Annotated in this window: 10 protein-coding genes; 6 read left to right on the top strand and 4 right to left on the bottom strand. The window is 52.7% G+C overall.

Annotated elements, in window-relative coordinates; genetic code table 11:
• Positions 1–10: 10 nt before the first annotated feature.
• The 4 genes from F1728_RS17705 to F1728_RS17690 form a co-directional block, all read right to left on the bottom strand.
• Positions 11–1,882: a 2-oxoacid:acceptor oxidoreductase subunit alpha gene (locus F1728_RS17705; RefSeq protein ID WP_155365210.1), complete on the bottom strand. Its 1,872-nt coding sequence runs from the start codon at positions 1,880–1,882 to the stop codon at positions 11–13.
• A gap of 751 nt (positions 1,883–2,633) precedes the next feature.
• Entirely contained in the window at positions 2,634–3,719 is a 1,086-nt protein-coding gene (locus F1728_RS17700) for a class I SAM-dependent methyltransferase (RefSeq protein WP_155365209.1), read from the bottom strand.
• A 238-nt stretch (positions 3,720–3,957) separates the two neighbouring features.
• Positions 3,958–10,110 (bottom strand): RHS repeat-associated core domain-containing protein, encoded by a 6,153-nt coding sequence (locus F1728_RS17695; RefSeq protein ID WP_155365208.1) that lies wholly within the window; start codon positions 10,108–10,110, stop codon positions 3,958–3,960.
• A 209-nt stretch (positions 10,111–10,319) separates the two neighbouring features.
• Entirely contained in the window at positions 10,320–11,744 is a 1,425-nt protein-coding gene (locus F1728_RS17690) for a sulfatase (RefSeq protein WP_155365207.1), read from the bottom strand.
• 379 nt (positions 11,745–12,123) lie between these two features.
• On the opposite strand from F1728_RS17690, the gene F1728_RS17685 reads away from it, so the two are divergent.
• From F1728_RS17685 to F1728_RS17660, 6 genes are all read left to right on the top strand, one after another.
• Complete coding sequence (locus tag F1728_RS17685; RefSeq protein WP_155365206.1) at positions 12,124–13,101, top strand: YihY/virulence factor BrkB family protein; 978 nt, start codon at positions 12,124–12,126, stop codon at positions 13,099–13,101.
• 53 nt (positions 13,102–13,154) lie between these two features.
• Positions 13,155–13,580: a DUF4112 domain-containing protein gene (locus F1728_RS17680; RefSeq protein WP_155365205.1), complete on the top strand. Its 426-nt coding sequence runs from the start codon at positions 13,155–13,157 to the stop codon at positions 13,578–13,580.
• A gap of 154 nt (positions 13,581–13,734) precedes the next feature.
• Positions 13,735–14,172 (top strand): GNAT family N-acetyltransferase, encoded by a 438-nt coding sequence (locus F1728_RS17675; RefSeq protein ID WP_155365204.1) that lies wholly within the window; start codon positions 13,735–13,737, stop codon positions 14,170–14,172.
• Between the two features lie 385 nt (positions 14,173–14,557).
• Complete coding sequence (locus F1728_RS17670) at positions 14,558–15,343, top strand: hypothetical protein (protein ID WP_145044484.1); 786 nt, start codon at positions 14,558–14,560, stop codon at positions 15,341–15,343.
• Positions 15,344–15,437: 94 nt separating this feature from the next.
• The gene (locus F1728_RS17665; protein WP_155365203.1) at positions 15,438–15,884 is read left to right on the top strand and encodes a hypothetical protein; all 447 of its coding nucleotides are present in this window, start codon (positions 15,438–15,440) and stop codon (positions 15,882–15,884) included.
• A 118-nt stretch (positions 15,885–16,002) separates the two neighbouring features.
• Entirely contained in the window at positions 16,003–16,323 is a 321-nt protein-coding gene (locus tag F1728_RS17660; RefSeq protein ID WP_155365202.1) for a transcriptional repressor, read from the top strand.
• Positions 16,324–16,335 lie beyond the last annotated feature (12 nt).

The following is a 16,335-nucleotide window of genomic DNA, read 5'->3' as shown; positions in this document are numbered from 1 at the left end:
AAACGATGGTTTATTTGTCTTCGATCACTTCTCTGATCTTCTGCTTGACTTCGCTGATCAGGAACGGTTTCCCCTGGACCTTGTTCAAACCAACGGCGTCTGCCAGATAGGTGCCGCGAATGATCATTCGCAACTGCCCGGTATTGAGTTCCGGAATCAGGACCTTCTTGTAGTTCTTGATCACGTCGCCCAGATTTTTGGGGAACGGATTCAGATACCGCAGGTGAGCGTGTGCCACCGAAAGTCCTTCTTTGATCGAATGTTTGACGGCGGTACGGACAGCACCGTAAGTTCCGCCCCAACTGATCACAAGCAGTTCGCCAGATTCCGGGCCTTCGACTTCCTGTTCGGGAATGAAGTCGGCGATGCCGGCGATTTTATTGGCTCGCAGAGTCGTCATGTACTGATGGTTCTGCGGAGAGTAATCGACGTTACCAGTGACATCCGATTTTTCCAGGCCGCCCACGCGGTGTTCACAACCGGGAGTGCCGGGCACAACCCAGGGACGGGCCTTCTTTTCATCCCGCAGGTATGGCATGAACTGCTCGCCATCCTTCTGTCTCTTCTCGTGTGAGACTTTGATCGGCTTAAGCGAGGACATTTCCGGAATCTGCCAGGGTTCGGCACCGTTGGCGATGTAACCGTCGCTGAGCAGCATGACGGGGGTCATGAATTCCACAGCAATCCGCATCGCTTCCTGTGCCATGTGGAAGCAGTCTGCGGGAGAAGCAGGAGCAACCAGAGGCAGCGGGCAGTCGCCGTTACGTCCGAACATGCACATATAAAGGTCGGACTGCTCTGTTTTGGTTGGCAGACCAGTACTGGGTCCGCCGCGCTGGACATCTACGATGACCATTGGCAGCTCCATGATGGCGCCCAGTCCCATGCCTTCCCCTTTGAGGGCAATCCCGGGACCACTGCTGGCGGTAATCGCCAGGTCGCCGGCATAGGAGGCTCCCACCACACTGGTGATGGCGGCGATTTCGTCTTCCGCCTGGAAGGTGACCACGTTGAAGTTTTTCAGTTTGGACAGCTCGTGCAGAATATCGCTGGCAGGTGTAATCGGGTAACCGCCGTAAAACAGCTTCTTACCGGCCAGAGTGGCTGCGGTGACGAAACCGAAGGCGATCGCTTCATTACCGGTGACTTTGCGATATTTACCTGGTGGCAGTTCCGCAGGATCAACGCGATAGTGCACGGTCATCGCTTCGGTGGTTATTCCGAAGTTATAGCCGGCATGCAGTGCCTTGAGGTTTGCTTCAACCAGTTCGGGTTTCTTGGCAAACTTGCTCTTGACCCATTCTTCGGTCGGTGTCGCATCCCGCTGGTAGAGCCAGTAGACCAGGCCCATGGCGAAGAAGTTTTTGCAACGTTCTGCTTCACGAGGTGACAGTCCCAGTTCCGCGACAGCGTCACGAGTGAGGCTGGTCATTGGCACTTTCTGGACCTGGTAGGCAGCGAGTGCTTCTTCATCGTCCAGCGGGTTGCTCTCGTAGCCGGCTTTGGAGAGATTGCTCTTCTCGAACGCATCTTCGTTAACGATCAGGGTTCCGCCCCGCTTGAGGTCGGCAACGTTCGTCTTGAGAGCAGCGGGGTTCATGGCAACCAGGGTGTCGACTTCATCGCCCGGCGTGTAGATGTCGGAACTGGAGAAGCAGATCTGGAAACCACTCACGCCACCGAGCGTACCGGCGGGTGCGCGAATTTCTGCGGGGAAATCCGGCAATGTGCTGACATCATTACCGAAGACGGCTGACACGTTGGTAAACTGCGTGCCAGCCAGCTGCATCCCGTCTCCACTATCTCCACAAAAACGGATAACAACAGCATCCAGTTGTTCGCTGATTTTGCCGTTAGCACCAGGCACGTCTGTGGTCGCCATTCTGATTGTTACTCCCTGGCAGTCTGTTCTGTTGCCAGTTCAGACTGTTTCAGTTGAAAGAAAATTGTATTGTTAGTTTTTGCTGCGTTTTTATTCCTGACAGCAGCCTGTCTATTCGACAGCAGCCCGTCTCAGGGATGTCCGTTCCTCTGGTCTGGCCCTGTTTCTGATAACGCAAAAACCAGACTGTCCATCACTGAATGAATGAAACCAGGGAAAACGCGAAGTGGTCTCTCAGACATGACACGGGCCCGGTTGAGCATGACCCTGATGAGGAGGGAAAGACGCAGGAGTATTTCACACTTGATTTCACAATTTGATGAATCATTCCGTCTGGCAAGCGAAATCGATTCAATCCCCGTCAGGGAATGAAGTTCGGCTTCAGACTTCCATATATTCCTCATTGACCGTTCACCATCGCTCCATCAAACGGCAAACCCAATGAAATAGAATTATTCCTTATAATCGGCATTTTTACACCAAATTCACCACAGGGAAAGCCTTGAAATAGCACATTCTTGCGTGTTTCTTGAGAATTTCCATGAGAATGTACTCAAGCGACTTCCCCTGTCGGAATTATAGTCATAACCGTTACAGATCCAAACCAAAGCGTATCTTTATGTCCATTTTGTTGGCTGGATTACTTTAAGCTCAGTTAAATCAACGGATTCAGGGAAGTGCCATAAAAAACCGACAGCAGAAACATCATCAGTTCTGCTGTCGGAGAGGACACATCACTGGCTCAAAAGGCTCAGGCTGCCTTGGTGGTCGTATAGAAATAATTCATGATATCATGGGGCAATTCCTGTACATCCACTTTCTCAAAGCCGGCGGTCTGGAGCATCTCGCAGGCGAGCTCTTTCCCCCAGCAGGTTCCGAGCCCTGCGCCCCCCTGGGCAAGCGAAACGGTCATGCAGTGCATAGTAGAGATCGTATAGAACATGGGCCCCAGCGGATTGCTGATGTTCTGTTCTACATTGCTCGAAGCGGCGATATCCTGCATCAGGAAAGTGCCTCCCGGTTTCAGTGAAGCATTGACCTGGCTGAGTACCACTGCTGGCTGGGCCTGATCGTGAATTACATCGAAAGCAGTAATCAGATCAAAGGTTTCCGGCTGGTCCATGCGGGCCACGTCCTGCACTCGAAAGGTGATATTCGTCAAGCCGCGTTCCGCCGCAGAGGCCTGCGCCCGGCCAATTGATTCTTCCGAGATGTCATAGCCAGAGAAGCGGCTGTTCGGAAATGCGGTTGCCATTTCGATCAGTGCCATCCCGCTGCCACAACCGATGTCCAGTACTTCGATACCAGTCTGCAGTTTTTCCTCCAGTCCGGGGACGAGGGGCAGAATATGCTCGAAGAGTCCGCAGACCACCGAGTTATAACTCTCCTCCGCCATCACTTCATGGAAGCGGGCAAATTCGGAATAGGGTACCCCGCCCCCTTCCCGGAAGCAGTCGACGATTTGATCTTCGACACTCCCCAGCACCGAGAACCACTGCATCGTCGTCGCGAAATTGTTAGAGCCGGCAGCCCGCGTCAAGAGGGCCGCATGTTCTGCCGGCAGGAAGTACGTCTTCAGCACCGAATCGTACTCCACAATGCCTCCGGTCACCATGGCCCCCAGCCATTCGCGCACATAGCGTTCATTCAGGCCTGACTGTTCGGCGATCTGACTGCTGGTGGCATGTTCCATTTCGCTCATGATGTCAAACAGTCGAGCGCGGTGCCCGATGGAAATCATGAAGGAGAGTCCGCTGTGATTGACGATCTGCAGCAGTTTCTGCCCGAACTCGTCTGTCCGCTCGGCATCAATATTCAGGTTACAGTTATTACACATGGTCGCTCATACTCCTTTGCAGTAATGTGACAGCAATTTGTATTGGGGGACAAACACAGGCCCGCTGTCCTTCCATCTAAAAGACAGAGCGGTAATACAGGGGGTATGTTACTGTATTTTTTGAAAAATCGGGAAACGAAATCATCCCGACAGAATAACCATTTTTCTGGTAAGGACTTAAAAAAAGTCGCGAGATTATTTGATCCCGCGACTTCAGTTGGAAATGCCTGTCAGGTGTCTATTTAGGAATCGCAATTTTTCCAGCGAATGTTCCATCTACCGACTTACGCGACCCCTTCTGGCCGGGGATTTCCACTTCGACATCCAGCCTGATATCTCCGGTAACTCCCTTTTGGCCAGGTTTGATCCAGATCTCGGCTTCATGAACCGTCACGCGTATCCCAGCGATAGTCTCCTCAATTTTCTTTTGACTCTCTTCTTTAGATGGCCTTCCACCTGCTCCAGGAGCAATACCACCGAATCCCTTAAAACCTTCGGCAAACCCCATACCCATGGCGACTGCCATTGAAGTGACTGCTTTGTAGAACTTACTGACAATTTCTTTCAATCGTTCGTCGGCGATCACATACGATCCATCTTCTCCTTTTTCAGCAAAGAATGTGAGCTTACTGTCGAGACCAAAGTGTTTCTTGAAATCGGCTCTCTCTTCCGCATTCAGAGGCAGGTGCAGGGTGACTTTGGCTGCCATCTTCTGCTCTTCACCGGTCAACATGAATTCCATTAAGACCGTTTTAGGCTTCTCACCTTCTTTACTCTGAATGGGAATGGAATAAATCAGATTCACGCCTGTCAGGGGGGGATCATCATCAAACAGAATCTCAGGGTCGGTCACCAGTTTGGAACCGAGATAACCAGTGATGGCACCAATGATGGAACCGGGCACTGCACCGATCCCCCCGGCAGTGGCCCCCCAGGCACCACCCAGCTTAGCACCGAGCCAGACTGCTCCCCAGACACTGACTTCTCTTTTGGTCTGATCGACTCTATCTTTAGCGGTATAGATGTTTTTTGCGCTGTTGTAGACTCCATAGATAATCAGTCCGCGTCCCAACCAGGGAGCCGCCTTACTGCCGAGAATTCGCAACTTGCCGAATCTGGTCATCCGGCTGGGGAGGCCCGACGATTTCAGAGACTGGAATGCTGCCTGCTGTTCTGCGTTCATCGCAGCCGTCCCTCCCGATTCGACAGGCGCCGCCCTCGCAGCCTGACGCGCCGCTTCCATCTGCTCGAATGGATGTCTCATCCCGGGGGGTATCCACTGATTGACCGGCATCTTGGGCATGACCACGGGTGGAGGTGTCGGATTAAAGGGTTGAGATGGTAAATTTTCCAACCAGATGGCTCCAGCCGAACCTGGGGCCGGAATACCTGTCGTGCCTTCCGGGTCAAATTGGTTGACAGGTTCACCGTTCAGGTAGAGATAGGCATTTTGAGTGATTGGATCTTCGAGTGTGCCTGACTCTGTATCCGCAGAAATAAAGAGAGACAAAGCGGCATCATACCAACGGCTGCGGTAGTGGTAGAGACCGGTCTCTCGATCTAAATAGCGTCCCTTGGCATAGAAACGATTGGGAACCTGCTCCTCGATAACGTTGACTTCACCATAAGGGGAATAGTTATAGCTATTGACCAGCTCTCCCTGCTGGTTGATCAATGCGAGTACGGATTGATCGGGAGCGGTGATGAAATAGTATTGTTCCTTGCCAATCACCTGGCCGAACCGTTGATCCAGGTTCTCTCCGTTGAGATAAACGCGGTCCAGTTTGCCGTCAATCAGTTCACCGACAATATTTTTCCGGTCCTGCAGGAACTGTCTGGCCTGACCACCTTCACTTCGCGAGGCGAGCAGACCATCGGGATCGTAAGCATACTCGATGGATTTGCTGCCCTGCAGATCGACGCGTTGCAGCAAATCGAGCGCATCATAATCATAGCGGGTTGTGCCCTGCTGGTTGGCGCGACTGATGAGGTTGCCTGTAGTGCTGTACTGCAGGGAAGTCTCCCCCGTACTCAGCAGTTGATTGAGAGCGTTAAATTTGCGTTCATGGCTATCCCGTTTTTTCAGATTACCAGCCAGATCATACTCATATGATTCGCGTCGCCCATCAGGATAAACGGTTTCACTCAGTCGTCCCTGGTTATCATAGGCATAAGAAAAGGTGTTACCCTGCAGGACCGCCCGAATGATGCGGCCAGCGGAGTCATAATCATAGGTGGCCTGGTAGATCACCTTGCCGCTATTCTGTCTGCATTCAATTCGTTGTAACAGCCCATTGGGATGATAGGCGTATTCGATGCGGGCTGACTGACCTGTGATTAAAGCCTGGCGTCTACCGAACTCGTCATATTCAATGCCAACCTCTGCCCCTGAAGGACCAGACACGCCGGTCAGCCGGGCCTTCTGATCGTAGCGATAATTGATCGATTTCCCTTCCGGTAACAGAACCGATGAAACACGCTCGCCGTTTCCGTAGGTGTAGCCAACCGCAGTGTGTTGCGTATCATTTCGCACTTCGAGCAGTTTGCCCCCGCGATCATATAGATTGCGATAAGTCTGATCTTTGACAGCACTGGTGACAGGCAACCCCTGCGAATTGTATTCATGGGAGCGAATCACGGTTTCTCCATCTTTGATCTCCACCGGTTGCCTGGTCTTATCATATTTGTATGAAAGCCGTTTTCCGTCTTCGCGTGTCAGTTCTTCCAGTTGGTCGGCGGTGTTCCAGCGATACTGGCGACGCTGCCCCAGGGCATTGGTTCGGCTTAAGACGCGACCGACATCGTCGTATTCAAAGCGGGTCTGTCCTCCTCCCGGGGAATAAATGACCTTGAGGTTGTCCGCCGTGTCGTATTCATAGCGATATTCGCTCTGGCCTGTCTGTACCAGTGACAGATTCCCGGCGATATCGTATTCATAGCGCCTGGCGCCTCGAGTGGGAGAGATGATTTCTTTTGGACGATTCAAAGCATCATAGTCATAGCGTCTGATTCCAGTAACCGTGGAATCTTCCCGCTTTAGCTGCCCGGCGAGATCATATTCAAAGCGAACCGTTTCCCCGCCGATCTGGCGAAGTTCGGTGGGCAGCTCCGTATCTTTATAAGCAAATTCAGCCTGCTGCCCCTCGGAATTCTGTACTGCAATCAAACGGCCGGAAGCATCGTACTGGTAGCTGATTTGCCCGTGGAAGGAATCATTGAGTTCAATCAGTCGACCGCGCTGATCGTAGCGGAGGGCCGTCAATTGACCTGACCAGAGATCGACAACCCGCACCAGTTGGTCATCAGCATCGTATTCATAACGCAGGGCCCCTGAACCGGAGGTCATCTCAACCAGACGATCACGTTCGTCATAGCGATACTTGACAGCGGGGTCGCTGCTCCGTTGATCCGAGACCAGCCGACCAGCGGCATCATAGACCAGATTACGAGAAGTGCCGTCCGGGAAGCTCATTTTCGAGAGCTGCTGCAGCTGGTTAAATTCATAGCCGAAACTGCGCCCCAGCGGATCGGTGGCTTTCGTCATCCGACCAACCGGATTGAACTCGAACAGGTATTTCTGACCTCCCGGCAGAGTCATGGATTCAGGCTGCCCTGCCCGGTTATAGCTGAACAGCAGCTTGCCTCGTTCACCCGGATAGCTGACAACACGAAGGTTACCAGCACTATCATGGGCATAGCGCGTGGTCTGTCCCAGGGCATTGGTATGGGATGTCATCTGCCCCCCTGGACCATACTGAAAGGAAGTGGTCTGCCCCAGGGCGTCTGTCTGACGACGCAACTGCCCCCGCGTAGTGAATTCCAGAGATTCCGTAGCACCATTCGGTTCACGAAGTGTTTTCTTAAGCCCCTTGTCGGAGGTCAGTAACTGCAGCGTCTCTGTTCCATCGAAGGTCATTTGCTGCAGGTCCCCCTGGTTGTCATACGCAAAGGCCACCGATTCTCCATCAGAATTCTGGATGCCGGTGAGATTATTCCGAGCATCATAGTCATATCGAGAACTGACGCCATGGGCGTCAATGAATTCCTGGATCAGGCCTTGGGAATTATAACGAATATCAACTTTCCCCAGTTGACCAGAAACAGATGCCAGGCGATCGCTCTGCCCGTCATAGGAGTATTGTTCCCGGGTCTGATCAAAACGGGTTTTGCTGATGAGCCGGCCCTGTGGGTCGTAAGCGAATGTCATCTGTGACTGATCAGGACGGACATGTCGAACAAGACGACCAGCAGAATCGTAATACTTCTTAGAAACATTGTCTTCGAAGTCGATGATCTCCACTGATTGATTCTGGTCATTAAATTTCCAGGTGAGCGTAGCTGCGGCCAAGGCCGGTGGTTGAGTGGGTGGGGCTGGTGAAACCGGCGGGGGAGTCAGATCTGGCTGTGGTACCGGGTCCACTGCGGGAGGAGATGGCTGTGGTGACACTGGAGGTGCTGGCTTGACCTGTTGCTTGTGATCAAACTCGATTGAGTTAAACAGTGTTGCCAGCTCGGGAGAAGGTTCATCCAGACGGGCCGATCCCGTTTTGATGACGTTAATCACATGTCGCCTGTTGTTTGTGACAAATGAGATGCGGAAGACGGCACTTTTACGTCCGGGCAGGTAATAGCCAACGCGTGCTGCAGGGGCACTGACGAGTTGATAGAAACGCGACCCCACAGTGGGGGCGATCTGCGGATTCTGTTTAACTTCCTGTTCCTTCTCTTTGACGAACTGCTTGAGTGCCGCCTGGGCGTCTGTAACCGCTTCGTGTCCTTTCCAGCAGATGAGAACTAACGAACGATCCCGGTTGACTACCGTATCGAAGGTCTCATCAGCGACTGTATTCCGTCTGTTTTCTTCCACATGCCAGCCGGGAGGTAACCGGAAGCGATAGTCATTTTCACCATGCTGATAAAATATTCCGTTCGGATCGGTCGCTGGTACCAGTCGCGTTGCCTTGAGTTTAATACCGCGAATTTCGGTAATCCCTCTCCCGCCGGTTCCCTGATTTTGTGCCCAGGTTTCCGGCTGACTGTCGAGTACCGTATAGGTCCCCTTGATCAGCAATACATCGGGCATACACTCCCAGATAGCATTATTGACATGTCCTCCGTTACGGGCGGCGTGAGTCTGCCAGGGGCCATACGTGGTGCCATTCTCGTGTTTCAGCGCAATGGTACCTGGAGTTCCTTCGTTATTCTGAGTCCAATGATAATTCATCATATAGGTAAGTCGGATCGGCGTTTTCAGTGTGAACTCTGTTGACCGGGTGGGCTGCGGTAAAACGCCTTGATCATTCGCGTTGTAAAATATCGTTTCTTCTTTCGTCTCTTCCAGCTGCGGCTGTGCGACAGGTTCCGGAACAGGGCTCGGTTCGGGCAGTGAACGCGGAGGCTCAGGGATCGCTGGAACAGGCTCCGGTTGCGCGGGCTCTGTGATTTGCGGGGGTGTTACTTCTCCCGGAAGAGTCACGACCATTTCACGGCTGGTCTTTGACTGACGAAACGCAAACGAGGAGCGTTTCAGGCCAGGCCCCTTCAGTTCCAGCAGATGCCCCTGTGAGTCCCAGGCCAGAGCGAGCCGACTGCCGTTGCGGAATCGTACTTCAGAGAGCTGGCCGGCCGTATTAAAGCGATAGCTCTCGGAGGTGCGATCGAAGTGATTCACCTGTTGGAGATGCCCTGCAGAATCATATTGGTACTGTGAGGTGCGACCGGTATTGTCAGTCAATTGCTCAACCATCCCTTGCGAATTACTTTTGACCTGGAATATCGGCTTATTGCCAGCAAGAATCTGGGTCAGCAGTTGCCCCTGGTATTGGAAAGAGAAGGTCGTCCCCAGTTTCTGCCAGCTTCTGAGCTGTCCGCCCGCGTTAAAATTCCATGTACCTTCTGCAGTGCTGAAAAGAGATGACCCATCAGCGACTTTCGTCAAGTTGGCTGTGGAAGACTGCAGCGGCTTAAAAATACCGGGATTCGCAGGATCGGTCTGAAACCGGTAGGGGACACCACCGACACTGACCGTCGTGATATTATTTTTTCCCACGCTCAACGCGGCATCAAGACTGCTGTGCCATCCCAAGCCAAAGCGACCGCGAAATTGGGAATCACTGGCATAGAGACGTTCGATGCGGAGTTCAGTTGTCTCAACGGGAATGACGAAATCGATATTGGGCAGGCAGTAATTCCCCCGGCCAGTCTGAACATAACCACGCTCAGGCGAATGCACATAGACATTCGCAGCCAGGTGGTCGCGTTCCGATAACCAGGCATACTGGAGTACTTTTTCGGGTGTCCATTCAAAGACATTCCGAGGCGCCTGCGCCAGAGCAAGAGTAGGAATAAACAGGAGAAACAACAACGCAAATACGAATCGCTGGAAACGCATGGCAGTTAATCCTCAGGTGTCAGAATGGCCTCATGAAAAGTGCACCGCAGCATAGGCAAACCGCATTCCATGGCGACTTCAGAGCCTGGCGGGTAGCGATAAATCACACCAAAACTTCCGATTATTATCAGTTACACATATCGAGTGGTCAAGCAGCAGAACCACTGCTTTCCAATAGGGATTTTCCCGATGTACGGGCTAACCGCGATTTACTGACGGTTCACTTTGAAAGTCGGATTTGGAACAGGCATCTGAGCTCCCACCTGTTTGAGGTGAGTCTGCAGCCGCTGGTTGAGGCGAGCGGTCAACTCAGGCTGTTCGGCTGACAGATCCCGCGTTTCGCCCAGATCTTCAGTCAGATTGTAGAGTTCGTTGCGATCGTCTTCGTAGTAATGGATCAGCTTATGATCGCCAACACGGACGGCACTGTAAGGGACTCCGATAAAGACGTTGTAATGCGGGTAGTGCCAGAAGAGAGCATCGCGGTTGAGTGCAGCCTGCGGGTCTTTGAGAACGGGAACCAGCGAGATGCCATCCACGTTTTGGTTGTGGGCGGTGTTTCCCTGAACGCCAGTGATTTCAAGAATGGTGGGATAGAAGTCCATCGTGATCGTGGGAGTCTGGCAGACTGACCCGGGACGAGTGACACCAGGCCAGAGGACGATCGCAGGCACACGGGTTCCCCCTTCCCAGTGCTGGCCTTTTTCACCACGCAGGGGAAGGTTGCTGCTGGTCTTGCGACAGACGCCGCCATTGTCAGAAGTGAAGACGATCAACGTGCGATCTGCGATGCCACTCTGTTCCAGTTGAGCGCGGACACGACCGACGGCAGTATCGACGGAGTGGACCATGGCTGCATACTCGGGGTTATGATGATGTGCACCTCGAGGCCGTTCTTTGAATTTCTGCACCAGGTCGGGTCGCCCCTGAATCGGCGCATGTACCGAATAGAAGGCAAAGTAGAGGAAGAAGGGATTATCCTGCTGCTCACGGATGAGTGTCACCGCCTCGTCGGTGAGCCGATCGGTGAGATAACGTCCCGCGCGCTGTTCCTCGGTCAGTCGACTGTCCCACTTTAATGCATCACCGCCGTAGGGAAAGTGATAGCTGCGGGGCAACCCCCGGTTCGTGCCGCTGATGTTGACATCAAAGCCGTGATCTTCTGGCAGGTTGCCTGGCCCGCCGAGATGCCATTTGCCGACGTGCAGAGTTTTGTACCCGGCCCCGTGTAACGCTTCAGGAAGCGTTGTGTATTTCTGTGCGAGGTGCTGCTGCCACTCGGGTGGTTTGAGTGGAAAGTCGCGGTACTGCTTCGCCCAGCCGGGAATCCAGTCGGTCAGGTGAGTGCGGGCGGGATACATACCGGTCATCAGGGCACCGCGGGTCGGCGAACAGGCATTGCAGGCCGCATAGTTCTGCGTGAACTTCATCCCTTCTGAAGCGAGACGATCGATATTCGGCGTCTGATAGTAGTCACTGCCATAACAGGCCAGATCGGTCCAGCCGAGATCGTCGACGAGAAAGAAAACCACATTCCATGGACGCTCGGCTGCGGTGAGGTCTGGAGTCCAGCTACCAAGAGTGATGAGCAGCACGACACTGAAACAGCAAACACGTTGCAGCAGACGGACCATGGAAGTTCCTCTGATCGGGGAGATGTTCAACTGAACCTGGAAACAAATCAAATCAATCGCATGTATTTCATGATAACGCTCGCAGAATATAGAAGAAACGTATAGAGCACAGATGATTCATCGATGCTTGCTTTCCTTTTCTTCAACTTAAGCCACAACAACCTCTCTGGGGGGACCGGCTCTCAAAGACTGACGCCCCTGATCGTGGCTTAAACCAAGATCAGGGCATATACGCCACTGGCAGCCCACAGACCAGACCGCAGGCTGAGACACCCATGTTCAGTATCATTTTCACTAAAACACCACCTCAAAAACTCTGGCATATGAATTGCGATTGATAAGAGACGTACCTCCGTATCTCATACAGGAGCGATGACCCATGGATTATCAAAAATTACGTAATGTTCTGAAACGAGCCGGTTCTGACTTCCTTGACGACGAATGCATGTCCAGCGGCGCTGCGATTGCGTACTACACCATTTTTTCGCTGCCGCCTCTGCTGGCAATCGTCTTCGCTTTGACCACACAATTCTGGTCTGCGGAACAAGTCTCTTCAGTGATCAATTCCCAGTTGGGACTCCCTGTCGAACAGAGTGTAGAAGCGGAGGATGACGCTGATACTTCTGCAGGATTCGACCTGACCAGTGTTGCGGAGCGTGTACAGTCAGGTCAGACACCTGAGCGGCCCCTGTGGTCCCGACTTCTGGGAGCTGCCGTACTGATTTTTTCAGCCAGCGGTATGCTGGCCCAGTTGCAGTCCGCGTTGAATAAAGCCTGGAATGTCGAACCGGATCCGGAACAGGGTGGCATCATGGCTTTTATCAAAAAACGATTGATCTCACTGGCGTTTCTGATCGTTGTCGGTCTGTTGTTGTTGATCTCACTGGTGCTGACCACCTTTGTCGATGAATTTACGCGCTGGCTGGACTACGGATATCTGGATGTGGGAATCCTGTCTGCAGTCATGATTGTGAATACTCTGCTGACGCTGGGTCTGGCGACACTCTTGTTTGCTGCGACTTTTAAAGTCCTGCCCGACGCGAATATCAGGTGGCGAGATGTATTCATGGGAGCGGCAGTGACAGCTATACTATTCACGATTGGTAAAAGTGGCATTGCCTGGTATCTGCAATTCTCTGAGGCGGGTTCCAGTTGGGGAAGTGCAGCGACATCCATGATCGGGATCCTGATCTGGGTCTATTACTCGTCCCTGATCATTTTACTGGGAGCCGAATTCACTCAAAGCTGGTCCATCGAATTTGGTGACGGCCCGAAACCAGCACCCGGAGCCGTACTGGTGACTGCAGAGAAAATCTATCACCGAAATGAACCAAAGAATCTGTCCTATAAAAGTTAACTCCGTCTCTTACTCCATCATAACACGACTTACCGAACTGAAAGGCGAGTCCCATGATTCAGAAAATAAAACAGAACCGTTCCCTGGCCGAATATCTTTTCCCTCCGTCCGTCGATCAGGGTGCATATCGCGCGGAACGCGTCGATCGTTTTGCCCGGTTTGAAAAGCTGACCCGTCTGCTCGACGATTCGTTTACCATCCCGGGGACCAGTATCCGCGTTGGCTGGGACTCGATCATCGGCATTGTGCCAGGGCTGGGCGATATGATCTCCACGGTTTTATCGGGTTATCTGATCTACCAGGCAAAGCAACTCGGCGCTTCCAACTGGGTGCTGGCCCGGATGGTCGGGAATACGGGTCTGGACTTTCTGCTGGGTTCGATTCCAGTCGCTGGCGATATTTTTGATGTGTTCTTTAAATCGAACCGCCGTAATTCCCGGTTACTGAAAAAACATCTCGACCGCCGTAACGCGAGTTGAACCAGGGTTGGATGACCCAGGCCAATTCCGTCTGGGACAATAAGGGGTCTCCGAATCCAGCGAGAATTCTCGATACTGTAATGTGCCTTGATCTGATACCATGCTCGGGAAATGAACGATATTTTGTTTGAGTCCTGAACAAGAAGGTCTGACCATGGATGCGCAAATCAGAGAAGCCCATGCCGAGTCGATTGAAACCGAGGTCAGCCGGATCCTGTCTGCGAATGCTGAGACAACGGGATTTCCCTACGCGCCGAAACCACTGAAACTCAAAATTGAGCAGGAAGGAAAGCTGGTCGCGGGACTGGTTGGGTTCACGCTCTGGGAATGGCTGTATATTCAGACGCTGGCAGTCGAAGCGGATTTGCGGGGACAGGGGCTGGGACGCCAGCTGGTGCTCGAGGCGGAACGGATCGCCCGCGACAGAAAGTGCCACGCAGCCTGGGTCGATACCTTCACTTTTCAGGCCCCCGCGTTTTACACGCAACTGGGTTATGCTCCGTTTGGAAACCTGGGAGATTTCCCCACCGGACAGGAGCGGATCTTTCTCTGTAAGAAGATGACAACAGAGCCGCCCCAGTCTGACGACTGAATCTTTCAGTGAATGGACTCACGCGTCCCATAAAAAGGGTTTGATATTTCCCTTTTGAAGCCTGTTTCAAGGCTCTTTTGCAATCTGAATCCAAGACCCCGAATCCTCTCGACCTGTTTGTCTCATTTTGTGAGGAATTGCTATTTGTGATTTTGGGCAAATGACTTAATATCGCGGCCCTGATTCAAGTCAGTCCCCGATGGCGAGCGCTCGTTCCAGTTGATTCTGTAACGACACAGTGAATGGATTCACCTTCCCTGGAGGCGATTTTTAAATCGATCTCTGGTCTGCATTCACCGGACTGCTCTCTACTCCCGGATCTGATCGTGTTAAACCCACAATACTACTGGTCCTTCTGGATCAGCGTCAGAAAGCAGAGTCACCGATGGAGCTTGCATCCCCGTCCGCCAGTTCACAGATTACCCAGCACGTGTTATCGCATATGATCAACCGCTTAAGTGCAGTCGATCCGTGTGAAGATCCTTATCCCCACATCAGCGTTCGCGATATTTTCCCGCAGGACGTCTATGCCGATCTGATTGATCTGCTGCCGGAAGATTCCGTTTACACCACCATGGGGAAGCGGCATATCATGGAAAACGGGGAATCGAATCGTTTTGAATTTCAGCTGTCTGCGGAGAACATCGACGCGAACCTGACTGACAGCCGTCACACACTCTGGACCGGCATCCGGAATGCGTTGAATGCCCCCGAACTGAAAAAGGCGGTCTTTAATCGTCTGAGTGCAGGCATCGGTTACCGGTTTGGTATCGATCCCAAAGATGTCAACCAGGTAGAAGCGTTTCCCCGTCTGAGCCTGATGCGGGAAAAGCCGGGCTACTTCATTACGCCTCACCCTGACACCCGTAAAAAACTGGTCACGTTTCAGATCGCCCTGCCCCGCGATCGCTCGCAGCTGGACCTGGGAACCATGATCTACAAACGCAACCTGTCACCTAAGTTTCTGCTCAACCGTCCCAAGGGATTTCGCGGCTTCGAAAAGGTGAATCAGTATCCGTTCGAACCAAACAGTGCTTTCGCATTTTCCGTGATCAATTCAGTTCGTAAAAAGAGCTGGCACGGCCGCGAACCTCTGGAAGGGGAATCGGGTATTCGCAACAGTCTGCTCTGCATCTACTATGCCTCCAAAGAGAATGCAACGACCTACTAAAGCGGGGCGTAAAATAATAACATCGAACAGGCCGGGACTTTTTTACAAAGTCCCGGCCTGTTTGCGTTTCTGAAATCAATATGGGGGAACCGTCATGAACTTTAAAACGACTCTGCTGACGGCTGTGGTTGTTGTACTTTCGGTGGTCACAACACTGTTTGCCATACAGAAACAGGCCGTCCGTCAAACTCCCCGTGCGATCCGGGTCGGTCAGAATATCCAGGAAGCGATCCAGGTCATGGAACGGGCCGGGCTCAAAGAATATCTACCTTTGCAGATCGCCTCTGCTAAAAAAACGGAGCGATTAACCGGCTGGCCCGTGAGTGAGGGGCATCTGACAGCCCGTTACTCAGTCGTCGATCATAAGATTGTCGACCTCGAATTGTACCTCGTCGATCAGGATTGCCAACGCCGCTTTAAAAGCGAGCAGGTACGGAATCTGACCTTCGAAGTGAAAGCCTATGCGCCGGACACCGGGGATATCCTGATGAAAGTGCCCCACAAAGGCATGCCATCTCAACAGCGTCCCCAGTCCAGATAACCGTGAATTCGATTGTCGCTTCTGCTGGAACCACGCGTCAGATCACGCTACGATTGAGAGCCGTCTGATATCAGGACATACTTGAGACAGCCCAATCGTACCAGAGGCCTGTGGAAACATGATCCGCCGCAATCGAAGTTACCTCGAAGAATTCGCCATCCGGATTCGCGAACATAACCTGTTCAAGGCAACCAGGGAACGGCTGCTGATTGTCCGTCACATCCATGAGCAGTACCGCCAGCGGGAAAGCTTTACCGGCGTTGATGTCGCGGAATCGATCAAGGTCGCTACACCGCGGCGGGTTTCCCTGTCCACGGTCTACCGCACACTCAGATGCCTGGTCGAAGTGGAACTGCTGGACCGGCTGGAACAGGAACCGTCTTCTCAGTCGGATCCCCCATTAATTCTGTATTGTTTGCCTGTTGCGTGGCGTGACTGACAGTTTCTTTTC

This window comes from Gimesia benthica (assembly GCF_009720525.1).
Classification (GTDB): Bacteria; Planctomycetota; Planctomycetia; order Planctomycetales; family Planctomycetaceae; genus Gimesia; species Gimesia benthica.
This window is presented reverse-complemented; position numbering and strand designations above follow the sequence as displayed.

Bases quoted from the DNA above. Each gene is read 5' to 3' on its own strand.
- F1728_RS17695 (WP_155365208.1), bottom strand. From the start codon at position 10,110: ATGCGTTTCCAGCGATTCGTATTTGCGTTGTTGTTTCTCCTGTTTATT.
- F1728_RS17685 (WP_155365206.1), top strand. From the start codon at position 12,124: ATGGATTATCAAAAATTACGTAATGTTCTGAAACGAGCCGGTTCTGAC.
- F1728_RS17660 (WP_155365202.1), top strand. From the start codon at position 16,003: ATGATCCGCCGCAATCGAAGTTACCTCGAAGAATTCGCCATCCGGATT.
- F1728_RS17675 (WP_155365204.1), top strand. From the start codon at position 13,735: ATGGATGCGCAAATCAGAGAAGCCCATGCCGAGTCGATTGAAACCGAG.
- F1728_RS17665 (WP_155365203.1), top strand. From the start codon at position 15,438: ATGAACTTTAAAACGACTCTGCTGACGGCTGTGGTTGTTGTACTTTCG.
- F1728_RS17700 (WP_155365209.1), bottom strand. From the start codon at position 3,719: ATGTGTAATAACTGTAACCTGAATATTGATGCCGAGCGGACAGACGAG.
- F1728_RS17690 (WP_155365207.1), bottom strand. From the start codon at position 11,744: ATGGTCCGTCTGCTGCAACGTGTTTGCTGTTTCAGTGTCGTGCTGCTC.
- F1728_RS17705 (WP_155365210.1), bottom strand. From the start codon at position 1,882: ATGGCGACCACAGACGTGCCTGGTGCTAACGGCAAAATCAGCGAACAA.
- F1728_RS17680 (WP_155365205.1), top strand. From the start codon at position 13,155: ATGATTCAGAAAATAAAACAGAACCGTTCCCTGGCCGAATATCTTTTC.
- F1728_RS17670 (WP_145044484.1), top strand. From the start codon at position 14,558: ATGGAGCTTGCATCCCCGTCCGCCAGTTCACAGATTACCCAGCACGTG.